Genomic DNA, 21182 nt, shown 5'->3' with positions numbered 1-21182 from the left:
GGGGAACAATTGTATGCGCCGCTCGTTTTTCGGGCACAGGGACGTCCGCCAAACCATCGAGGAGAAGACCAATGAACAGAATCACAACGAGCCTGCTGGCGACCGCTCTCTCCGCCACATTCGTTGCGGCGGAGGCGGTGTCGGTTAATGCCCAACCGAACTATGTGCCGCAGTCCCAGGTCGCGGTGCCGGATGTACAGACAGTCCAGTACCGGGAGTGGCGCAAGGACCGCTACAATCGCAATTTTTCGCGTGACCGCAGTTTTTCGCGTGACCGCAATTTTTCCCGCAATCGCGGCGCGTATTGGAACGGCCATCGGGGCTATCGTGAATATCGCCCCGGCTACCGTCGTCACGGCGATTATTGGTTCCCGCTTGCGGCCTTCGCTACCGGCGCGCTGATTACCGGGGCAATCATCAACAACGAAAACAACCGCGTCTACGGGGGCAACGCCCACGTGCAGTGGTGCTACGACCACTATCGCAGCTACCGTGCTTCGGACAACACGTTCCAGCCGAATTACGGCCCTCGCAAGGAGTGCCGTTCGCCTTACTGATCCGAAGTGTGAGTACCGAGTAAAAATGGCCTGCGCCGGCAACAGCGCGGGCCATTTTTCGACGTGCCCAGGCGCGAGAGTGCTGGTCAGTTCGCCCAGCTGATACTTTTGAAAATCAAATAGAGCGCTCCACCCTCACCACGCGGTGAGCGATACGCACCGAGAGCATGGCAAATTCGAACCATTGTTCCCGTCAATTCCCAACCCAGCGCTTCCAGGTCATTGCCGGCGTTGGGCACATAGGCCTGGGCCAACTCATCTATGCTGTTCTTCTCGCCGAAGGAGCGAACCAGCTTGGCGTCGCTGAGAAGCTCGCTGGGCAAATTCGAATTTGCCCAAGCCCACAGCCAATTGCTGGCCTTGGCGCTCGTGGAGCCTGCAATCTGGATCTCAGTGACGATCTTGACGCCTCCTTCATCCGAGAACAGAAGCTTTCCGGCCGTGAGGTCATAGTCATAGCGTGACCAACTGCCGAGGCGAAAATCTCTATGCAAGCGGTCATTCTTGGCATGCAGTTGCTCAACGGCCGTCGCGCCAAGCAGGATACCAGTCTGGCTTCATTCTCCCCTCACCCTGATGGCTGCTCACTACACGCTCAGCGTCCGGCGCACAGCATCGCGCCAACCAGCAAGTTTGGCTGCGCGCGCGGAGCCATCCATGGCCGGCTGGAACCTCCGCTCCAGCGCCCAGCTCTTCGCGAATTTCTTGGCATCCGGCCACACGCCTGCCTTCGACCCGGCGAGCCACGCGGCACCCAGCGCCGTCGTCTCCAGGATGGTCGGACGGTCGACCGGCGCGTCGAGGATGTCGGCCAGCCTCTGCATGGTCCAGTCCGACGCAACCATGCCGCCGTCGACCCGCAGCACGGTCTTGGCCGAAGCTCCCTTCCAGTCCTTACGCATGGCGTCGAGCAGGTCGCGCGTCTGGTAGGCGACGGATTCGAGTGCGGCGCGGGCGAATTCCGCCGGCCCGGAATTGCGCGTCAGCCCGAAAATGGCGCCGCGTGCCTCGGCGTCCCAATGCGGCGCGCCGAGCCCGACGAAGGCCGGCACCAGGTAGACGTTTTGCGTTGGATCAGCCTCGGCAGCCAGCTTGCCGCTTTGCTCGGCCTTGCCGATCACCTTGATGCCGTCGCGCAGCCATTGGACCGCGGCGCCGGCAATGAAGATCGAGCCCTCCAGCGCATAAGTGGTCTTGCCGTTCAGCCTGTAGGCAATAGTGGTCAAGAGCCGGTTCTTCGAACGCACAAGGTCGCTGCCGGTGTTGAGCAGCGCAAAGCAGCCGGTGCCGTAGGTGGATTTCATCATGCCCGGCTCGAAACAGGCCTGGCCGATGGTCGCCGCGTGCTGGTCGCCGGCAACGCCAAGGATTCTTATCTCGGCGCCGAAGAGATTTTTCTCCGTGATTCCATAGTCATCGGCGCAGTCCTTTACCTCGGGTAGCATTTTTGCCGGGATGTTCAGTATCGACAGCAGTTCGTTGTCCCAGGCATTTTTCTCGATGTTGTAGACCAGCGTGCGCGACGCGTTGGTGGCATCCGTGGCGTGGACCTTGCCGCCGGTCAGCCGCCAGATCAGAAAGCTGTCGATGGTGCCGGCGAGCAACTCGCCCTTCTCGGCACGACGCCGCGCCCCTTTTACCTTGTCCAGCATCCAGGCGATCTTGGTACCGGAAAAATACGGATCAAGCAGCAGGCCGGTTTTTTTGGTGAACTTTTTCTCCAGTCCCTGCTTCTTCAGTTTCTGGCACAGCGGCGTGGTGCGCCGGTCCTGCCAGACAATGGCATTGTGGATCGGCTTGCCGGTCGCCTTGTCCCAGATGACGACGGTTTCGCGCTGATTGGTGATGCCGAGCGCGGCCACTTCGGATGCAGCCCGGCCGGCCTTCTTCAGCGCCGCCTTCACGGTCGTCACCACGCTCGCCCAGATGTCTTCGGGATCGTGCTCGACCCAGCCGGAGGCCGGATAGTGCTGGGTGAATTCCTTCTGCCCGCTGCCGGCAACCTTCATATCGCCGTCGAACAGGATCGCCCGGGTCGAAGTCGTGCCCTGGTCGATGGCAAGGATGTATCCGGTCATTCTGCTTCCCCGCTTAATGCATGTCGCCCAAAAATGACCTCGGTTTTGGGAGAACGACATGCACAAAAACAAAGACCTAAAGCGCGTTGCATGAATCCGTCTCAACGCGACGCGCTTTAGTCTTGTACACAAACAGGGGAGACGGCAAGATGCCGCCTCCCCCTATTCTCATGATGCTGGCGCGAGCGCCGACACCAAGGCTACTTCTGCCAGCTCTTCACCAGTTCGTCGTAGTTGATGGTGATCGGCTTTTCCTTCTCGTTCTCGATCTTCAACTGAGGAGCGAGATTGCCCTTCTTGACCGCGTCGGCGTTCCAGTAGGCGAGGTCATGCTCTTCGGCCATCTTCGGGCCGATATCGCCCTGAACGCCCGACTTCTCGATGCGGCTCATGACCTTTTCCTGTTCGCCGCAGAGCGAGTCCATCGCTTCCTGCGCGGTCTTGGCGCCCGACGACGCATCACCGATCGCCTGCCACCAGAGCTGTGCCAGCTTCGGATAGTCAGGCACGTTGGTGCCGGTCGGCGACCACTGGACACGGGCCGGCGAACGGTAGAACTCGATCAAGCCGCCGAGCTTCGGAGCCCGCTCGGTGAAGCTCTTGTCGTGGATCGTGCTCTCGCGGATGAAGGTCAAGCCGACATGGCTCTTCTTCACGTCGACTGTCTTCGAGGTGACGAACTGCGCGTAGAGCCAGGCGGCCTTGGCGCGGTCGGTCGGGGTCGACTTCATCAGCGTCCAGGAGCCGACGTCCTGATAGCCGAGCTTCATGCCGTCCTTCCAGTAGACGCCATGCGGCGACGGCGCCATGCGCCACTTGGGCGTACCGTCGTCGTTCAGCACCGCCTTGGCGCCGGCATCGACCATCGAAGCGGTGAAGGCGGTGTACCAGAAGATCTGCTGGGCAACCGCGCCCTGCGCCGGAACCGGGCCGGATTCGGAGAAGGTCATGCCCTGGGCTTCCGCCGGAGCGTAGGCCTTCAGCCAGTCGAGGTATTTCTGGATCGAGTAGACGGCGGCCGGGCCATTGGTGTCGCCGCCGCGCGCCGTGCAGGAGCCGACCGGACGCGAATTCTCGTCGACCTTGATGCCCCACTCATCGACAGGCAGACCGTTCGGCAGGCCCTTGTCGCCATTGCCGGCCATCGACAGCCAGGCGTCGGTGAACCGCCAGCCGAGCGACGGGTCCTTCTTGCCGTAGTCCATGTGGCCATAGACCTTCTTGCCGTCGATCTCGCGGCCGGTGAAGAACTCGGCGATGTCCTCATAGGCAGACCAGTTGACGGGAACGCCAAGGTCGTAGCCGTACTTGGCCTTGAAGTCCGCCTTGTTCTTCTCGTCGTTGAACCAGTCGTAACGGAACCAGTAGAGGTTCGCGAACTGCTGGTCGGGAAGCTGGTAGAGCTTCTTGTCCGGAGCGGTCGTGAACGAGGTGCCGATAAAATCCTTCAGGTCGAGGTTCGGGTTGGTGACATCCTTGCCCTCGCCCGCCATCCAGTCGGTCAGGTTGCGCACCTGCTGGTAGCGCCAGTGGGTGCCGATCAGGTCGGAATCGTTGACCCAGCCGTCATAAAGGTTCTGGCCCGTCTGCATCTGGGTCTGGATCTTCTCGACGACGTCGCCTTCCTGGATGACGTCATGCGTGATCTTGATGCCGGTGATGGCGGTAAAGGCCGGCGCCAGCACCTGTGATTCATACTGGTGCGTGGCGATGGTTTCCGAAACGACCTTGATGTCCATGCCGGCGAAAGGCTTTGCGGCATCGATGAACCACTGCATTTCGGCTTCCTGGCCAGCGCGGTCGAGCGTCGAGAGCGGGCCGATTTCCTTGTCCAGGAAAGCCTTTGCCTCGTCCATCCCGGCATAGGCATTGCCCACGCCCAGCAACAGGACAAGGGCCGTCGTTGATGTTAAAAATTGCCTTCGCATGTGTTTCCTCCACAGTTTTAAGGTTCAAGTGCGATCTGGAGCGGCCGCCGGCACGCGGTCGCTCCAACAGTTTCCCCCTCTATACGTAGCGGAACACGCCAATGGCGTAGACCACGGAGAGAGCGAGAGCCCACCACAGGTTGGATCCGACAAGACCCAACCAAGCGAGATGGATAAAGGCGCTGCCAAGCAGCGACAGGAAAAGACGGTCGCCGCGCGTTGTCTCGAAGCGCAGCACGCCGACGCGCGGATTGCCGCCCGGCGAGGCGTATTCCCACGCCGCCATGCCGCAAAGCAGCAGAAGGATGGTCCCGAAAAAGGCCGCCGTCGGCCACGTCCACGCCATCCAGGTGAGGTCGAAATTCATCGTCAAACCCTCCCCAGGGCGAAGCCCTTGGCGATATAATTGCGCACAAACCAGATGACGAGCGCGCCGGGGATCAACGTCAGCACGCCGGCGGCGGCGAGCAGGCCCCAGTCCATGCCAGCGGCCGAAACCGTGCGGGTCATGGTGGCGGCGATCGGCTTGGCGTCGGTGGTGGTCAGCGTGCGGGCAATCAACAGTTCCACCCAGGAGAACATGAAGCAGAAGAAGCAGGCCACGCCAATGCCGCTGGCGATCAGGGGCATGAAGATCCTGACGAAGAAGCGCGGGAACGAATAGCCGTCGATATAGGCGGTTTCGTCGATTTCCTTCGGCACACCCGACATGAAGCCTTCGAGGATCCACACCGCCAACGGCACGTTGAACAGGCAGTGCGCCAGCGCCACCGCAATGTGCGTGTCGATCAGGCCGAAGGCCGAATAGAGCTGGAAGAACGGCAGCGCGAACACCGCCGGCGGCGCCATGCGGTTGGTCAGCAGCCAGAAGAACAGGTGCTTGTCGCCGAGGAAGCGGTAGCGCGAGAAGGCGTAGGCTGCCGGCAGCGCGGCAGCCACCGAAATCACCATATTCATCACCACATAGGTGATCGAGTTGATGTAGCCCGAGTACCAGGAGGCGTCGGTGAAGATGGTGACGTAGTTGGCGAGCGTCGGCTGGTGCGGATAGAGCGTCAGCGAGGAGACGATCTCGGCATTGGTCTTGAAGCTCATATTAATGAGCCAGTAGATCGGCAGCAAAAGCACGACGATGTAGACCGTCGGCACGATCCACCACCAGCGCGATTCCTCGCCGCGTTTGCGCATCAGCCGGGCGACCTGATCCTGCGACAGTGTGCTCGCCAGTTTGCCCGCTGCTGTGGTCTCGCTCACTCTATCGGCTCTTTCGTTGGCGCCGGTCATCTCAGCGCTCCGCGTCGTAGTTGGTCATCACGGTGTAGAAGACCCATGACAGCAGAAGGACGATGAGGAAGTAGACCAGCGACATGGCTGCGGCCGGACCGAGGTCGAACTGGCCGAGCGCGGTCTTGACGAGGTCGATCGACAGGAATGTCGTCGAGTTGCCGGGACCGCCTCCCGTCACCACGAAGGGTTCGGTATAGATCATGAATGAGTCCATGAAGCGAAGCAGCACGGCGATCAGCAGCACCCTGTTCATCTTCGGCAGCTGGATGTAGCGGAACACCGCCCAGCGCGAGGCGCCATCGATCTTGGCCGCCTGATAGAAGGCATCCGGAATGGAGACCAGGCCGGCATAGCAGAGCAGCACGACGAGGCTGGTCCAGTGCCAGACATCCATGATGATGACGGTGACCCAGGCATCGAACGGATCCTGCACGTAGTTGTAGTCGATGCCGAGCGCGTTGACGTAGTAGCCGAGCAGGCCGATGTCGTTGCGGCCGAAGACCTGCCAGATGGTGCCGACGACGTTCCACGGAATCAGCAGCGGCAGCGCCATCAGGACCAGGCAGACCGGCACGCCCCACCCCTTTTTCGGCATGTTGAGCGCAATGAAGATGCCGAGTGGCACTTCGATGGCCAGGATGATGAAGGAGAAGATCAGGTTGCGGACCATCGCTTCCCAGAAGCGGCTGGAAGACAGCAGTTCCTCGAACCACTCGGTGCCGGCCCAGAAGAAGACGTTGTTGCCGAACGTGTCCTGCACCGAATAGTTGACGACGGTCATCAGCGGGATGACCGCCGAGAACGCCACCAGCACCAGCACCGGCAGCACCAGGAACCAGGCCTTGTTGTTCCAGGTCTTTTCCATCTATGCCCCCATCTCGACGCGCCAGGAATCGGCATAGATGTTGATGCCGGCCGGCTCGAACCGCACCTTCGGATCGGCTGGCACGGTCTCGTCCTCACCGATGACGGCCGCAATCTCGCGGCCTTCGAGCTTGGCGCGGACCACCTTGTGGCGGCCGAGATCCTCGACCTTGCTGACCTGCACGGCCATGCCGTCGCGGCCAAGCCGGACATATTCGGGACGGATGCCGAGTTCGATGGCGCCGCTGCCCGCTTTTGGCGCGCCCGGCAGTTCGATGCGCTGCGAGCCGAGCGTCGCCGTCTTGCCGTCGATCGCCACCGGCATGACGTTCATGCCGGGCGAGCCGATGAAATAACCGACAAAGGTATGGCGCGGCCGTTCGAACAGTTCGGCTGGCGTGCCGATCTGGACGATGCCGCCGTCATACATGACCACGACCTGGTCGGCGAAGGTCAGCGCCTCGGTCTGGTCGTGGGTCACATAGACCATGGTGTAGCCGAAGCGGCGGTGCAGCTGCTTCAGCTGCGAGCGCAGCACCCATTTCATATGCGGGTCGATGACGGTCAGCGGCTCGTCGAACAGGATGGCGTTGACGTCGGAGCGCACCAGCCCGCGGCCGAGCGAGATCTTCTGCTTCTGGTCGGCGGTCAGGCCCCTCGCCTTCTTCTTCGCCCAGGACGCCAGGTCGATCATCTCCAGCGTCTCGCGCACCTTGCGGTCGACATCGGCTTCCGGCACGCCGCGATTGCGCAGCGGGAAGGCCAGATTGTCGTAGACGGTCATGGTGTCGTAGATGACCGGGAACTGGAACACCTGCGCGATATTGCGCTCCTGCGTCGACAAATTGGTCACGTCCTTGCCGTTGAACAGCAACTGACCGTGCGACGGGTGCAGCAATCCCGAAATGATGTTGAGCAGCGTGGTCTTGCCGCAGCCCGATGGCCCGAGCAGCGCATAGGCGCCGCCGTCCTCGAAGGTGTGGTGCACTTCCCTGAGCGCGAAATCGGCATCCTTCCGAGGGTTCGGCAGATAGGAATGCCTGACATGATTGACGTCTATGCGTGCCATATCTTTCCCCTCAAGCCGCCAGCTTCGGCGCGGCCACGGCACGGCCGTGCTCGTCGAAGACCATGATGTGGCGCGGATCGATGAACACCTCGATCTCGGCGTCGGGTTCGAAGTCGCGGATGCCGTGGCTCAGCATCACCCAGCGTGCATCCGCGAAATCGAGATGGATGAAGCTTTCCGAGCCAGTGATTTCGGTGATCGTCACCTTGGCGCGCACCGGCACAGCGGTGGCATTGGGCCGATCGAGCGACAGGTGATGCGGCTGAAAACCGACCGTGTACATGGCATCGGCAATGCCGGCGAGATCGGCGGGCACCGGCAGTTTGACCCCACCTTCGAGCAGGAAATCCCCCCCTTTCTTGGCCAGCACGATGGTGTTGAGCGGCGGGTCGGCGAAAGTCTTGGCCGTCACCAGATCGACCGGTTTGCGGAACACGTCGATGGTCGGTCCGAACTGGGTGATGCGCCCTTCGGAAAGCGTCGCCGTGTTGCCGCCGAGCAGCAGCGCTTCGTGCGGCTCGGTCGTGGCGTAGACGAAGATGGTGCCGGCGGCGGCGAAGATCCTGGGCAATTCGGCGCGCAGTTCCTCGCGCAATTTGTAGTCGAGATTGGCGAGCGGTTCGTCGAGCAGCACCAGGCTGGCGTTCTTGACGATGGCGCGCGCCAGTGCGGTGCGCTGCTGCTGGCCACCGGACAGGCTCAGCGGCGTGCGGTCGAGATAGGGCGTCAGCTTGAGAAGTGCTGCGGCATGGCGCACTTCCTTGTCGATCTTCGCCTGATCGGTTCCCGCCACCCTGAGCGGCGAGGCGATGTTCTCATAGACGGTCATCGCCGGATAGTTGATGAACTGCTGGTAGACCATGGCGATCTTGCGCTTCTGCACCGGCACGCCGGTGACATTCTGGCCGTCGAACCAGATCGAACCGGAGGTCGGCACGTCGAGGCCGGCCATCAGCCGCATCAGGCTGGTCTTGCCCGAAAGCGTCGGTCCGAGCAGGACATTGAGCGAGCCGTGCTGGAGCGTCAGCGACACATCGCTTATATGCGCGACAGCACCGACCGTCTTGGTGACGTTTCTCAGTTCCAGCATGACGCCTCCTCCCAGGCCTTCCGCATCAGCTCAAACCCCTCTTCATTCGGCAGCCGCGACATGGCGCCGGCTTATGCCGTGCATGAATTCATCGAGAGCCGCCACCTGCTCGCGGCTGAGATGCAGACCGCGCTTGGTACGGCGCCACAATACATCTTCCGATGTGACGGCCCATTCGTTTTGAACGAGATAGCGCACCTCGGCCTCGTAGAGATCGGCGCCGAAGTTGCGGCCGAGATCGACGTTCGATTTGGCCAGCCCCAGCAGCATCCTTGCGCGGGTGCCATAGAGCCGGGTCAGCCGGCGAGCCAGGCGCGCGTCGAGGAACGGATAGGCGGTCTTCAGTTTCGCCACTTCGGCATCGAAACCGGTGGCCGGGAAATCGCCGCCCGGCAACGGCGCGTTTGCCGTCCACGGCTTGCCGCGTTTACCCAGAAAACCCTCGATCTTTTCCAGCATCGATTCCGACAGCCGGCGATAGGTGGTGATCTTGCCGCCGAAGGCGTTGACGATCGGGGCGGCACCCTCGCCGCCATCGGCCTTGAGCACATAGTCGCGCGTCGCTTCCTGCGCCTTGGAGGCTCCGTCATCATAGAGCGGACGGACGGCCGAATAGGTCCAGACGATGTCCGAACGCTTGACGGCTTCAGCGAAATATTCGCTTGCCGCGGCGCAGAGGTAGTCGATCTCGGTGTCGCTGATCCTCACGTCATGCGGATCGCCGGGGTAATCCTGGTCCGTGGTGCCGATCAGGGTGAACTCTTCCTCGTAGGGAATAGCGAAGATGATTCGACCATCCCTGTTCTGGAAGAAATAGGCGCGCGGATCGTCGAATTTCCTGGCGATGACGATGTGGCTGCCCTGCACGAGGCGGACATTGTGCACATCGTTGAGGCCGACGACGCCGGAAAGCACATGATCGACCCAGGGGCCGGCGGCATTGACCAGCAGTCGCGCCTTGATCTCCTCGGTCTCGCCGGTCTGCAGATCCTCGACCTGGACCGTCCACAGACTGTTTTCGCGGCGCGCGCCGGTCACTTTCGTGCGGGTGCGGACCGTTGCGCCGCGGTCGGCCGCATCACGTGCATTCAGCGCCACCAGCCGCGCATCATTGACCCAGCCATCCGAATATTCGAAGGCCTTCTTGAATAGCGGCTTCAAAGGCTTGCCGGCCGGATCCCTGGCCATGTCCAGCGTCCGGGTCGCCGGCAGCAATTTGCGCCCGCCAATGTGGTCGTAGAGGAAGAGACCGAGCCTGATCAGCCAGGCCGGGCGCAGGCCCTTGGCATAGGGCAGCACGAAGCGCATCGGCCAGATGATGTGAGGCGCGTTCTTCCACAGAACCTCGCGCTCCATCAGTGCCTCGCGCACCAGGCGGAATTCGTAGAATTCGAGGTAGCGCAGGCCGCCATGAATCAATTTGGTCGAGCCCGAGGAGGTCCCGCTGGCGAGGTCGTTCATCTCGGCGAGAAAGACGGAAAAGCCACGCCCGACGGCGTCGCGGGCGATACCGCAGCCATTGATGCCGCCGCCTATGACGAAAATGTCACGGATCGGAGATGCGTCCACAAATTCCTCCAGCGATTTCGCATTGCACCATTTTTGGGCTTTTACGAAACCGTGTCGGAATTATTTCGAAATGATAACGAATGTCAAACGAAATATCACGGGCGCGTGATATCAGCTGAAAAACCGCCTAGGCGAGCGACGTCTCGATCAGCTGAACCTCGGCCTCCTGGCAGATCTTGCGCACCGAGGGGATGTCGCAACGGTCGGTGATGAAGGTGTTGACCTGCGACAGATGGCCGATGCGCACCGGTGCGGTTCGCTCGAATTTGGTCTGGTCGGAAACCAGGATGACATGCCTTGCATTGGCGATGATCGCCTGCGCCACCTTGACCTCGCGAAAATCGAAGTCGAGCAAGGCCCCGTCATGGTCGATGGCGGATGCGCCGATCACCGCGTAATCGACCTTGAACTGCCTGATGAAATCGACCGCCGCCTCGCCGACCACACCGCCATCGGAACCGCGCACGACACCACCGGCGATCACCACTTCGATCGACGGATATATCCGCATCCTATTGGCAACATTGATGTTATTGGTGATGACCATGAGACCGTTGTGATCGAGCAACGCCTTGCTGACCGACTCGGTCGTGGTGCCGATGTTGATGAACAGCGAGGCGTTGTCGGGGATCAGCCTGGCTGCCGCACGGCCGATCGCCTCCTTCTCGTCGGCGGCAATCTTGCGTCTCGCCTCATACTCCATGTTCTCGATGCCGGAGGGGTACAGCGCGCCGCCATGGATGCGCGAGAGCAGCCGCTGATCGCACAAATCGTTGAGGTCCTTGCGTATGGTCTGCGGCGTCACATTGAAGTGGTTGGCCAGATCATCGACCAGCACGCGGCCGTGATCCTTGGCCATCTGGATAATCTCGGCATGGCGCGGCGACAGATACATGGGCAACCTCCCGTTTTCGTTTTTCTTGTCTATAGTCGAAAACGAAACCGATGAAAAGGCATAAGCCGACTAACGAAATCAGCGACCCAGGCCACGTGCGATTTCAGTAATCACCACAAAAGCCGTTTCGACATCGGCGGCGGTCGCCTCGAACTGTCCGACCTGGAACCGGATTGCGATCAGTCCATCAACCTTCGTCTGCGTCAGGTAGATGCGGCCATCGTCGTTGATCGCATTGACAAGGCGCAGATTGTGCTCGTCCCCGTCGGTTGCGGTCTTGTGCCGGAACGAGAACAACGACAGCATCGGTTCGCTGACGATCTGGAAATCCGGCTCCCTTGCCAGCCGCGCCGCCAGCCCTTCGCTCCACGCGACATGATTGCGGATCATCGTGCGCAGGCGTTCCAGGCCATGGGCGCGCAGCAGGAACCATAATTTCAACGCGCGAAATCGCCTGCCGAGCGGTACCGACCATTCGGAATAGTTGATGATGCCGTCATGACCGTGCGTCTTCAGATAATCCGGCTTGATGGCCAGCGTCCTGACATGGCTTTCAGGGTCGCGCAGGAACTGGATCGAGCAGTCGAACTGAGCGCCCAGCCATTTGTGCGGATTGAAAACGATCGAATCGGCGCCTTCGACGCCTGTCCAGAAATGCCGATATTCCGGACAGATCATCGCCGATCCCGCCCAGGCGGCATCGACATGGAGATAAAGCCCATGCCGCCGTGCCACCTCGGCAACCGCAGCAATGTCGTCGGTGCCGCCAGTGCTGGTGCCGCCGACGCAAGCGATGATGCCCGCCGGCAGCATGCCGGCTTCCCGGTCGGCGACGATTGCCGCCTCGAGCGCGGCCGTGTCCATGGCGCGAAAGCGGCCGCTGACGGGAATGCGCACGAGATTGTCCTCGCCGACGCCGGACACCCAGATCGCCCGGTCGATCGAAGTGTGCACCTGGTCGGAGGAGTAGATGCGCAGCCGCGCCTGCCCTGCCAGGCCCTGTTTGTTGCCTTGCCAGTCGAGTGCCCGTTCGCGCATGGTCAGCACCGCGGCCAACGTCGCCGATGAGGCTGAATCCTGGATTACGCCCGAGAAGCCTTCCGGCAGACCGAGCGCCTGGCGCATCCAGTCGACGGTGCGCGTTTCGAGTTCGGTCGCCGCCGGCGACGTCTGCCACAGCATGCATTGCGCGGCCATCGCCGAAACCAGATATTCCGCCACCACCGAAACCGGCGCCGCATTGGCCGGGAAATAGGCGAAGAAGCGCGGATGCTGCCAATGCGTCATTCCCGGCAGGATCTTCTCTTCGAAATCGGCGAAGATCCGGTCCATCGGTTCGGCGTCTTCGGGCGGCGAAACCTCGATGCTTTTAGAAATGGCGCCGGGTTCTACCAGTGGCCGCACGGGGCGGTCGCGCAGATTGTTGCGATAGTCAGCGCCCCAGTCGGCGGCCCGCCGCGACCATTGCCGGAAATCATCATTGTTCATCCTGTCCTCCCGACATGATCCATCGCTACCATCCGTCGCGGTTGGTCTCTTATTAATTAACGCGTGAAATATATGCAACCAGCAAGAGATGCCGCACGCCTCAGCCAGGGAAATCCGGCAGGCTGGCAAAAGCCGTCTTCAGCGCATTCGACCAGCCATCGGAGATCGTGCGGTAATACTGGTCGTCCTGGCCGATCCGCTTCTTCAATCCGACCTTGAAAGCGTCCTTCTCCAGGAAGAGCAGGTCGAGCGGCAAGCCGACAGACAGGTTCGACTTCAACGTCGAATCGAACGACACCAAAAGCAGCTTCACCGTCTCGGCGAGGCTCATCGTCTTTTCGTAGGCGCGGATGATGATCGGCTTGCCGTATTTGGTCTCGCCTATCTGGAAGAACGGCGTGTCATCGGTCGATTCGATGAAATTGCCTTCGGGATAGATCATGAACAGGCGCGGCTCGCTGCCCTTGATCTGACCGCCGAGGATGAAGGACGCATTGAAATAGGAATCCGCCTTCTCGCCAGCGGGTGACGAATTGGCGATAACCTCCTTGACCGTGTCGCCAACAATGCGGACCGTTTGGTACATCGACGGCGTTTCGAGCAGTGTGGAATGTCTTTCGGAGACTGCCTTGGTGCGCTCGTCAAGCAGGCTGACCACGGCCTGCGTCGTCGCCAGATTGCCCGCCGACATCAAAACGATGACGCGTTCGCCCGGCTCTTCCCAGACATGCATCTTGCGAAAGGTGGAGATGGAATCCATGCCTGCATTGGTGCGCGTGTCGGACATGAACACGAGCCCGCGATCGATCTTCAGGCCAACGCAATAGGTCATGGAATCTCTTCTAGAGCAATTCCAGGAAAAGTGTGAAGCGGTTTTCCGTCCGGAATTGCGTTAAAACAAAGGGATAGAGCGGTTCGGGGTTCCTTGAAACGATGAACCGCTCGGCAGCAATCTTGCGGAGGATTACTGCTCCACCGTGACGGTGACCGCAAGCTGTTCTTCCGCCTGTCCCAGCCGAATTCCCGACACCGGCGTGGCGTCGCGGTAATCGCGGCCCGTCGCCACCTTTACATAGCGCTCGTCGGGCGAGATGCCATTGGCGGCATCGAAGGCAACCCAGCCGAGACCCGAAACATGCGCTTCGGCCCAGGCATGGCTGGCCGCCTGCTCGACCGTCGCATCCAGCATCAGATAGCCGCTGACATAGCGGGCCGGAAAGCCCATGGCACGGGCGGCGGCGGCAAAGATATGGGTATGATCCTGGCAGACCCCGGTCTTGAGCGCCAAGGCTTCCTCCGCCGGCGTCGTCGCATTGGTCGTGCCGGGCGTGTAGGCGACGCGCTCTCCGATGACAGCCATCAGCCGGTGCAGCCGTTCGATGTCGCTGCCCTTGCCAACCGATGCGGCGAGTTCGCGGATACCGCTGCCGATCACCGTCAATGGTGTCTCATGGCTGTACAGCCAGAGCGGCGTGAAGCCCTGGTGTGGCCCCGAGACGCCCGCGGTGTCGCGCGTCACCACTTCGCCCGACGCCTCCACCGTGATGAAGTCGCGCTCGCCCTCGACGCTCAACAGCCTTGTGTCGTTGCCGAAATGGTCGACAAAGCGGACCTCTTCGCGCGCGCCTTCGATCGCCAGAGCCCAGGACAGAACGGTCTGCGTCGACCCGCTGACTGGAAGCAGCCGCAGCCGCTGCAACAGATAGTGCACCGGCGTATCGTAACGGTACTCAGTTCGGTGGGTAATCTTCAGCCGCATGCTTCTATTCCGTTTGTGAGCGCGATCTCCGGACCAACGGTTTCCGTTTGTCTAAGAAAACCGGCTCCACCTTTCGGGACCATGCTCAATTGAACCGATAATCTTGTGCGATTTCGTCGCCCAGCTTGGTGTTGTCGCGAATGAAATTGGCCAGGAATTCATGCAGCCCGGTATCGAAGATATCCTTGATCGACCCGGCTCTCAGCATTGTCTGCGTCTTCTCGGCCGTTGCGTGGCAGGCATGGCGCTCGCCGTAATCGTCGCCGAGGAATTTCAGATGCTCCGACAGGAAGCGATAGCAGAACATCAGCGAACGCGGCATGCGGACATTGAGGATCAGATAGTCGGCAATGTTGGTCGGCTTGTAATCAGCATCGTAGACCCAGCGATAGGAGCGATGCGCCGAGACCGAACGCAGGATCGATTCCCACTGATAATTGTCGAGCGTCGAGCCAACCCAGGAGATCGACGGCAGCAGCACATAATATTTCACGTCGAGGATGCGCGCCGTGTTGTCGGCGCGCTCGACGTAAGTGCCGAGTTGCGAGAAGTCGAAGATCTCGTTGCGCAGCATGGTGCCGTAGAACGAGCCGCGGATCAGCGCCGTCTCGCGCTTGATGGCGTCGAGCACGCTTGGCAGGTCGCGCTCGTCGATCGGCTTGGCCAGCATCCGCTTCAGCGCCATCCAGGCTTCGTTGATGCTTTCCCAGGTCTCGCGCGTCAGCGCGGTGCGCACCATGCGGGCATTGTTGCGGGCTGTCTCGATGGACGACATCGTGCTCGATGGGTTCGACGTGTCGCGCAACAGGAAGTCGGCGACATTGGCGGCGGTATAGTCGGAATATTTCTGGCTGAAGGTGACGTCGGAACCAGCGCTGAGCAGCACCGAATTCCACTCTTCCGAGGCGCTTTGGGTGCGGGTCAGCGCCATGCGCAGGCCGGCATCGACCAAGCGCGCCATGTTTTCCGCCCGCTCGATATAGCGGTTCATCCAATAGAGCCCGTTTGCGGTGCGGCCTAAAAGCATGAAGTGGCCCTTCGGGCTAGTGAGTAGCGAATAGTGAGCAGTGAATATTAAGCAATTGAATCTCAATGAAATATGGCATTTCCTGTCCCTCTATTTCCGCTGCTGACTACTGACTATTCCCTACTCACTCGTCTCAATCATCCAACACCCAAGTATCTTTCGTCCCGCCACCCTGCGACGAGTTCACAACCAGCGAACCTTCCTTCAACGCGACGCGTGTGAGGCCCCCAGGCACGATCTGGATGCGGTCGGAGACCAGCACATAGGGCCTGAGATCGACGTGGCGCGGCGCCAGCCCTTTTTCCGTCAGGATCGGGCATGTCGACAGCGCCAGCGTCGGCTGGGCAATATAATTCGATGGCTTGGCCGCCAACTTCTTGGCGAAGGTCTCGCATTCCTTCTTGGTTGCCGCAGGCCCGACCAGCATGCCGTAGCCGCCGGAACCGTGCACTTCCTTGATCACCAGCTCGTCGATGTGTTCGAGCACATATTTCAGGCTGTCGGGCTCCGAGCAGCGCCAGGTCGGAATGTTGCCCAGGATTGCCTTGCGACCGGTGTAGAACTCGATGATCTCGGGCATGTAGGAATAGATCGCCTTGTCGTCGGCTATGCCGGTGCCCGGCGCATTGGCGATGGTGATGTTGCCGGCGCGATAGACATCCATGATGCCGGGTATGCCGAGAGCGGAATCCGGACGGAACGTCAGCGGGTCGAGGAAAGAATCGTCGACGCGGCGGTAGAGCACATCGATCTGCTTGTAGCCTTCCGTCGTGCGCATGGCGACATGGCCGTCGACCACGCGCAGGTCCTGGCCTTCGACCAACTGCACGCCCATCTGGTCGGCAAGGAAGGCGTGTTCGAAATAGGCGGAGTTAAAGCTGCCGGGCGTCAGCACCGCAATGGTCGGCGCACCTTTGGTGCTTTGCGGCCGCACCGCCGCCAGCGACTGACGCAGAAGCTGCGGGTAGTTTTCCACCGGCCGCACCTTGATCTTCTGGAACAGTTCGGGGAACAGCTGCATCATCGTCTCGCGGTTCTCCAGCATGTAGGAGACGCCGGACGGCGTGCGCGCATTGTCCTCCAGCACGTAGAACTCGTCCTCCGAGATGCGGACGATGTCGACGCCGATGATGTGGGTATAGACGCCGGCCGGCGGCCTGACCCCGATCATCTCCGGCAGGAATGCCTCATTCCTGGCGATCAATTCCCTGGGGACGCGCCCTGCCCGCAGGATTTCCTGGCGATGATAGATGTCGTCGAGGAAGGCGTTCAGCGCCTGCACGCGCTGCTCGATTCCCTGCGTGAGGCGCCGCCATTCATTGCCTGAAATGATGCGGGGAACGATGTCGAACGGGATCAGCCGCTCGGAGGCTTCTTGCTCACCATAGACGGCGAAGGTGATGCCGGTCTTGCGGAAGACGCGTTCAGCGTCCTGCATCTTCTCGGTCAGCCTGGCTGGATCCTGCTCCTTCAGCCAGCGATCATACGTCGAATACGGTCTTCTCAATCCGGAGACTTCCGGAAGCATTTCATCGAACGCTGCCAATCGCATACTCCCCTGTGACGCCATTTCACTGGCGTCGCCGGAGAAAATCAAGCGCAATCGGTGATTTGGGAGATACGGGCGATCAGTATGTTGCGTCTGCCTAAAATTGAGGCAGCTGAAATATGACCTTGATCAGCCTTTGCCTCGTGCCCGGGCAAATGCGTTTACCAGCTAGAAAGCACGGAACGTGACGACGGTGAACGTGTCCTTGATGCCGGGGAGAATCTGCACCTTTTCGTTGACGAAATGGCCGACGTCTTCCTCGTCGTCGACATAGAATTTGGCGAGCAGATCGTAGTTGCCGGCGGTGGAGTAGATTTCCGAGGCGATCTCGGCATCGGCAAGCGCGCTGGCAACCTCATAGGATTTGCCGAGCTCGCATTTGATCTGCACGAAAAACGCCTTCATGGCTTCGTCCCGCTAAACGTCCAAGTCCAGCGGCCCTTCTGGCAGACTGGAGGCGGGCTTTCAAGCGCTGGAATCCGTACTCTGCCGGCCCAGGCCTGGGCTGCGACCTGCCGCAGCTCTCCGCCAGCATGCAACCTGCCGCCGAGCGCCAGCGATTATTCGCGATCGCTGAAACCGCGATGCGCTGCCAAGCGTATGTTATGATGCGTCTTCGGACAGCACCATTTCAAGGGAAGATGTTTCGCGGGACAACGGAGACAGGCCATGCGCCGCGCCTTTTTCGCATTCGCAGTCGTTCCATTCCTCTGGGTGTCGTCGGCATTGGCCGGCGATGCCGAGATCAAGGCAGGCCAGTCCGTCATCGACGGTCAGCTAAAGGCCCTCATCGCCAATGACGGCGCCACCGCCTACAGCTTCGCCGCCCCGAATGTGAAGCGGATCTTCCCGACCGTCGATGCCTTCATGAACATGGTGACCAACGGCTATCCGCCGGTGCGCAAGCCGCAGACTTATTCCTTCGGCAAGGTCGAGGAGACCGGTCCGGGTTCGATCGTCCAGCAGGTGCTGATCGTCGGCCCCGATGGCAAGGATTACGAGGCGGTCTATACGCTGCAGCAGCAGCCCGACGGCACGTTCCAGATCACCGGCTGCAGCCTGCGCGCCTCGAATTCGCTCAGCACTTGAGGCCTTACAGCAACGGGATATCGCCCCTCGCCCAGACCTCGGTGATTTCGGCGCCGCGCGCCTCGAAGGTGCCAGCCTCGATCGCAGCGCGGATGTCCTGCATCAGTTTCTGGTAGTAGGACAGGTTGTTCCACGTCAAAAGCATGGCGCCGAGCGCTTCCTGCGAGCGCACCAGATGATGCAGATAGGCGCGTGAGTAGTCCCGGGCGGCCGGGCAGTCGCTTTCCTCGTCGAGTGGGCGCGGATCGTCAGCATGGCGGGCGTTGCGCAGATTGACCTTTCCGCGCCTTGTATAGGCAAGGCCGTGGCGGCCGGCCCGTGTCGGCATCACGCAGTCGAACATGTCGATGCCGCGCGCCACCGACTTCAGGATATCGTCAGGCGTGCCGACGCCCATCAGATAGCGCGGCTTGTTATCAGGCAGCTCCGGACAGGTGATGTCGAGCATCTCGAGCATCACCGCTTGCGGTTCGCCGACGGCCAGGCCGCCGACTGCATAGCCCTTCAACTCCATCGCGCTCAGCGCCTGCGCCGATCGCACCCGCAGCGCTGCGTTGTCGCCGCCTTGCACGATGCCGAACATCGCCTTGCCCGGCTGGTCGCCGAACGCCGTCTTGCAGCGCTCGGCCCAGCGCAGCGACAGCTCCATGGCGCGCTCGATCTCCTTCATTTCGGCCGGCAGCGCCGTGCATTCGTCGAGCTGCATCTGGATATCGGAATCGAGCAGCCCCTGAATCTCGATGGACCGCTCCGGCGACATCTCGTAGGCGGCGCCATCGATATGCGAGCGGAAGGTGACGCCCTTTTCAGTCAGCTTTCTCAGCTTCGACAGCGACATTACCTGGAAACCGCCACTGTCGGTCAGGATCGGATGCGGCCAGCGGGCGAATTCATGCAAGCCGCCGAGCCGCGCCACACGCTCGGCGCCTGGCCGCAGCATCAGATGGTAGGTGTTGCCAAGGATGATGTCGGCGCCGACGCCGCGCACCTGGTCCATATACATCGTCTTGACGGTACCGCCGGTGCCGACCGGCATGAAGGCCGGCGTGCGGATTTCGCCGCGCGGCATGTCGATCACGCCGCGCCGCGCCTTGCCGTCGATTGCCAGAACCTTGAAGCTGAACTGCTTAGCCATTGAATTCCTTGTCGTGGACCGGGGCGTCCGGCGCCTGCTTGTCGAGCGACTGGCGGTAGTGGATGCAGCCGCGCATGAATTTTGGCCAGGGCGGCACGGCGATCGATGGTTCGGTTTTTTCCGGCAGCAGGTCCCACAGATCGGGGTGATGCCAGCACAATTCATGGCCGGTGGAATCGCGGTGCTGGCGAATGCCGGCGCGCAGTTTTTTCACCTCCGCGATCAGCTCATCGCGGTCAAAGGCTTGCAGATCATCGTCCATCGCTCGTCTCCGCTCGATAAAGCAGGCTTGCGTCTCCATAGGAGTAGAATCTGTAACGGTTCTCGATCGCATGGGCATAGGCCGCGCGCATCGTGTCGAGGCCGCTGAAGGCCGAAACCAGCATGAACAGCGTCGAGCGCGGCAGATGGAAATTGGTCATCAGCATGTCGGCGGTGCGAAAACGGTAGCCGGGCGTGATGAAGATATCGGTCGGGCCGGACCACGCAGCCAGAGTACCGTCTTCACGCGCCGCACTCTCCAGCAGACGCAGCGAGGTCGTGCCGACAGCAACGATGCGCCCGCCCCTTGCTCTTGCGGCATTCAGGGCGTCCGCAGTGGCTTCGCTGACCGACCCGGTCTCGGCATGCATCTTGTGGTCGGCGGTGTCGTCCGCCTTCACCGGCAGGAACGTACCGGCGCCGACATGCAAGGTGACGAAGCGGCGTTCGACGCCTTTGGCGTCAAGCGCTGCAAAAAGCTCCGGCGTGAAATGCAGGCCCGCTGTCGGAGCCGCGACGGCGCCCTCCTCGCTTGCATAGATGGTCTGGTAGTCGGCCCGGTCGCGTTCGTCATCGTCGCGTTTCGAGGCGATATAGGGTGGCAGCGGAATATGGCCTACCGCGTGCAGCGCCTCGTCGAGGAACGGCCCCGACAGGTCGAAGCCAAGCAGCGCCTCGCCGCCCTCGCCTTTCTCGATCACCGTGGCGTCGAGCTGGCCAAGGAAACAGGAATTGCCGTCATGGCCGAAATGGATGCGGTCGCCGGCGGCAATGCGCTTGCCCGGCCTCATGAAGGCCAGCCAGCGGTCCGGCGCCATGCGCATATGCAGCGTGGCTTCGACCTGCGCCGTCGCCTCGCCCCGCCGCCTTATGCCTTTGAGTTGCGCCGGAATGACCTTGGTGTCGTTGAACACCAGCACGTCGCCGGCACTGAGCAAGGACGGCAGGTCGCCAACCGTCCGGTCCTCGAGCCCTTCGCCGGGCTTGACCAGAAGCATCTTGGCGCTGTCACGCGGCTGCGCCGGGCGGAGCGCGATGCGCTCCTCCGGCAGCTCGAAGTCAAAGAGATCGACGCGCATCAGTAGAGCCGGACGAGCAGCGCTCCGGCCAAGAGCAGCACCGCGCCGGCAACGCGTCCCAGCGAGATTTCACGCACCGCGACGCCGAGGAAGCCGACGCGGTCGATGAGCATGCCGGCCAGCAACTGGCCGGCGACCAGAAACGCCATCAGCGCGGCAGCACCTATGCGTGGCGTCAGGATCGTCGACAGCGTGACATAGAAACCGCCGAGCATGCCGCCGGCCACGAACAGCCAGGGCGCCGGCGCTTTCCAGTCGAGCGAGATGCCTTGCAGCTTCACCACCGTAACGGAGATGATGCCGAGCACGATCGCGCCCGACAGGAACGAAAACGCAGCCGCCGCGACCGGGAGACCCAGGCCGCGCGCCAGCTGCGAATTGATCGGCGCCTGAATGGCAATGAAGGCGCCGGACAGGATGCCGAGAAGCGACCAGACGACGCCCATCATTGTCGTTTG

At 61.4% G+C, this 21182-nt stretch carries 22 protein-coding genes; 2 read left to right on the top strand and 20 right to left on the bottom strand.

Going from position 1 to position 21182, the window contains the following annotated elements:
- The first annotated feature begins 71 nt into the window (after positions 1-71).
- A complete protein-coding gene (locus AC0L2D_RS17830) occupies positions 72-557 on the top strand; it encodes a BA14K family protein (RefSeq protein WP_013531805.1) in 486 nt (161 codons plus the stop codon).
- Positions 558-643: 86 nt separating this feature from the next.
- Here the strand turns inward: AC0L2D_RS17830 and AC0L2D_RS17825 are convergent, their stop codons facing one another.
- From AC0L2D_RS17825 to AC0L2D_RS17750, 16 genes are all read right to left on the bottom strand, one after another.
- Positions 644-1051 (bottom strand): DUF6882 domain-containing protein, encoded by a 408-nt coding sequence (locus AC0L2D_RS17825; protein WP_224672845.1) that lies wholly within the window; start codon positions 1049-1051, stop codon positions 644-646.
- Positions 1052-1144: 93 nt separating this feature from the next.
- Positions 1145-2635, bottom strand: coding sequence for a glycerol kinase GlpK (glpK, locus tag AC0L2D_RS17820; RefSeq protein WP_473541696.1), 1491 nt, complete (start codon positions 2633-2635; stop codon positions 1145-1147).
- 200 nt (positions 2636-2835) lie between these two features.
- Positions 2836-4563 carry an ABC transporter substrate-binding protein gene (locus tag AC0L2D_RS17815; RefSeq protein WP_013531807.1) on the bottom strand — a complete coding sequence of 576 codons (1728 nt, stop codon included), beginning with the start codon at positions 4561-4563 and terminating at the stop codon, positions 2836-2838.
- A 79-nt stretch (positions 4564-4642) separates the two neighbouring features.
- Entirely contained in the window at positions 4643-4930 is a 288-nt protein-coding gene (locus tag AC0L2D_RS17810) for a DUF2160 domain-containing protein (RefSeq protein ID WP_013531808.1), read from the bottom strand.
- A 2-nt stretch (positions 4931-4932) separates the two neighbouring features.
- Positions 4933-5847, bottom strand: coding sequence for a carbohydrate ABC transporter permease (locus AC0L2D_RS17805; RefSeq protein ID WP_063167946.1), 915 nt, complete (start codon positions 5845-5847; stop codon positions 4933-4935).
- A 1-nt stretch (position 5848) separates the two neighbouring features.
- On the bottom strand, positions 5849-6715 hold the full coding sequence (locus tag AC0L2D_RS17800) for a carbohydrate ABC transporter permease (protein WP_013531810.1): 867 nt from the start codon (positions 6713-6715) through the stop codon (positions 5849-5851).
- A complete protein-coding gene (locus AC0L2D_RS17795; RefSeq protein ID WP_013531811.1) occupies positions 6716-7783 on the bottom strand; it encodes an ABC transporter ATP-binding protein in 1068 nt (355 codons plus the stop codon).
- Between the two features lie 10 nt (positions 7784-7793).
- Positions 7794-8873, bottom strand: a complete 1080-nt coding sequence (locus tag AC0L2D_RS17790; protein WP_064995842.1) for an ABC transporter ATP-binding protein — start codon at positions 8871-8873, stop codon at positions 7794-7796.
- Between the two features lie 42 nt (positions 8874-8915).
- Complete coding sequence (gene glpD, locus AC0L2D_RS17785; RefSeq protein WP_224619272.1) at positions 8916-10442, bottom strand: glycerol-3-phosphate dehydrogenase; 1527 nt, start codon at positions 10440-10442, stop codon at positions 8916-8918.
- Positions 10443-10569: 127 nt separating this feature from the next.
- Positions 10570-11337: a DeoR/GlpR family DNA-binding transcription regulator gene (locus tag AC0L2D_RS17780; protein ID WP_013531814.1), complete on the bottom strand. Its 768-nt coding sequence runs from the start codon at positions 11335-11337 to the stop codon at positions 10570-10572.
- Positions 11338-11415: 78 nt separating this feature from the next.
- The gene (locus AC0L2D_RS17775; RefSeq protein WP_473541692.1) at positions 11416-12825 is read right to left on the bottom strand and encodes a pyridoxal phosphate-dependent decarboxylase family protein; all 1410 of its coding nucleotides are present in this window, start codon (positions 12823-12825) and stop codon (positions 11416-11418) included.
- A gap of 100 nt (positions 12826-12925) precedes the next feature.
- Complete coding sequence (locus AC0L2D_RS17770) at positions 12926-13657, bottom strand: proteasome-type protease (protein ID WP_027161528.1); 732 nt, start codon at positions 13655-13657, stop codon at positions 12926-12928.
- A 132-nt stretch (positions 13658-13789) separates the two neighbouring features.
- Positions 13790-14584, bottom strand: a complete 795-nt coding sequence (locus AC0L2D_RS17765) for a transglutaminase family protein (protein ID WP_063172085.1) — start codon at positions 14582-14584, stop codon at positions 13790-13792.
- Between the two features lie 85 nt (positions 14585-14669).
- Positions 14670-15611: an alpha-E domain-containing protein gene (locus AC0L2D_RS17760; RefSeq protein WP_024503501.1), complete on the bottom strand. Its 942-nt coding sequence runs from the start codon at positions 15609-15611 to the stop codon at positions 14670-14672.
- A 133-nt stretch (positions 15612-15744) separates the two neighbouring features.
- Positions 15745-17157, bottom strand: a complete 1413-nt coding sequence (locus AC0L2D_RS17755; RefSeq protein ID WP_473541690.1) for a circularly permuted type 2 ATP-grasp protein — start codon at positions 17155-17157, stop codon at positions 15745-15747.
- A 171-nt stretch (positions 17158-17328) separates the two neighbouring features.
- On the bottom strand, positions 17329-17565 hold the full coding sequence (locus AC0L2D_RS17750) for an Lrp/AsnC family transcriptional regulator (protein WP_010909609.1): 237 nt from the start codon (positions 17563-17565) through the stop codon (positions 17329-17331).
- A gap of 264 nt (positions 17566-17829) precedes the next feature.
- Between AC0L2D_RS17750 and AC0L2D_RS17745 the strand changes: the two genes are divergently transcribed.
- A complete protein-coding gene (locus tag AC0L2D_RS17745; RefSeq protein ID WP_013531820.1) occupies positions 17830-18249 on the top strand; it encodes a DUF4864 domain-containing protein in 420 nt (139 codons plus the stop codon).
- 4 nt (positions 18250-18253) lie between these two features.
- Here the strand turns inward: AC0L2D_RS17745 and tgt are convergent, their stop codons facing one another.
- From tgt to AC0L2D_RS17725, 4 genes are read right to left on the bottom strand one after another with little or no spacing between them, the layout of a single operon-like run.
- Positions 18254-19384 (bottom strand): tRNA guanosine(34) transglycosylase Tgt, encoded by a 1131-nt coding sequence (tgt, locus tag AC0L2D_RS17740; RefSeq protein ID WP_473541688.1) that lies wholly within the window; start codon positions 19382-19384, stop codon positions 18254-18256.
- A complete protein-coding gene (locus AC0L2D_RS17735; protein WP_473541686.1) occupies positions 19377-19646 on the bottom strand; it encodes a hypothetical protein in 270 nt (89 codons plus the stop codon). The genes tgt and AC0L2D_RS17735 overlap by 8 nt, the downstream gene beginning before the upstream one ends.
- Positions 19636-20724, bottom strand: a complete 1089-nt coding sequence (gene queA / locus AC0L2D_RS17730; protein ID WP_473541684.1) for a tRNA preQ1(34) S-adenosylmethionine ribosyltransferase-isomerase QueA — start codon at positions 20722-20724, stop codon at positions 19636-19638. Before queA ends, AC0L2D_RS17735 begins: the two co-directional genes overlap by 11 nt.
- The gene (locus AC0L2D_RS17725; RefSeq protein WP_013531824.1) at positions 20724-21173 is read right to left on the bottom strand and encodes a DMT family transporter; all 450 of its coding nucleotides are present in this window, start codon (positions 21171-21173) and stop codon (positions 20724-20726) included. Before AC0L2D_RS17725 ends, queA begins: the two co-directional genes overlap by 1 nt.
- Positions 21174-21182: the final 9 nt, after the last annotated feature.

The organism is Mesorhizobium sp. WSM4833 (genome assembly GCF_055811095.1).
Note: the sequence above shows the minus strand (reverse complement) of the source record. Positions and strands in the feature narration are given on the sequence as shown.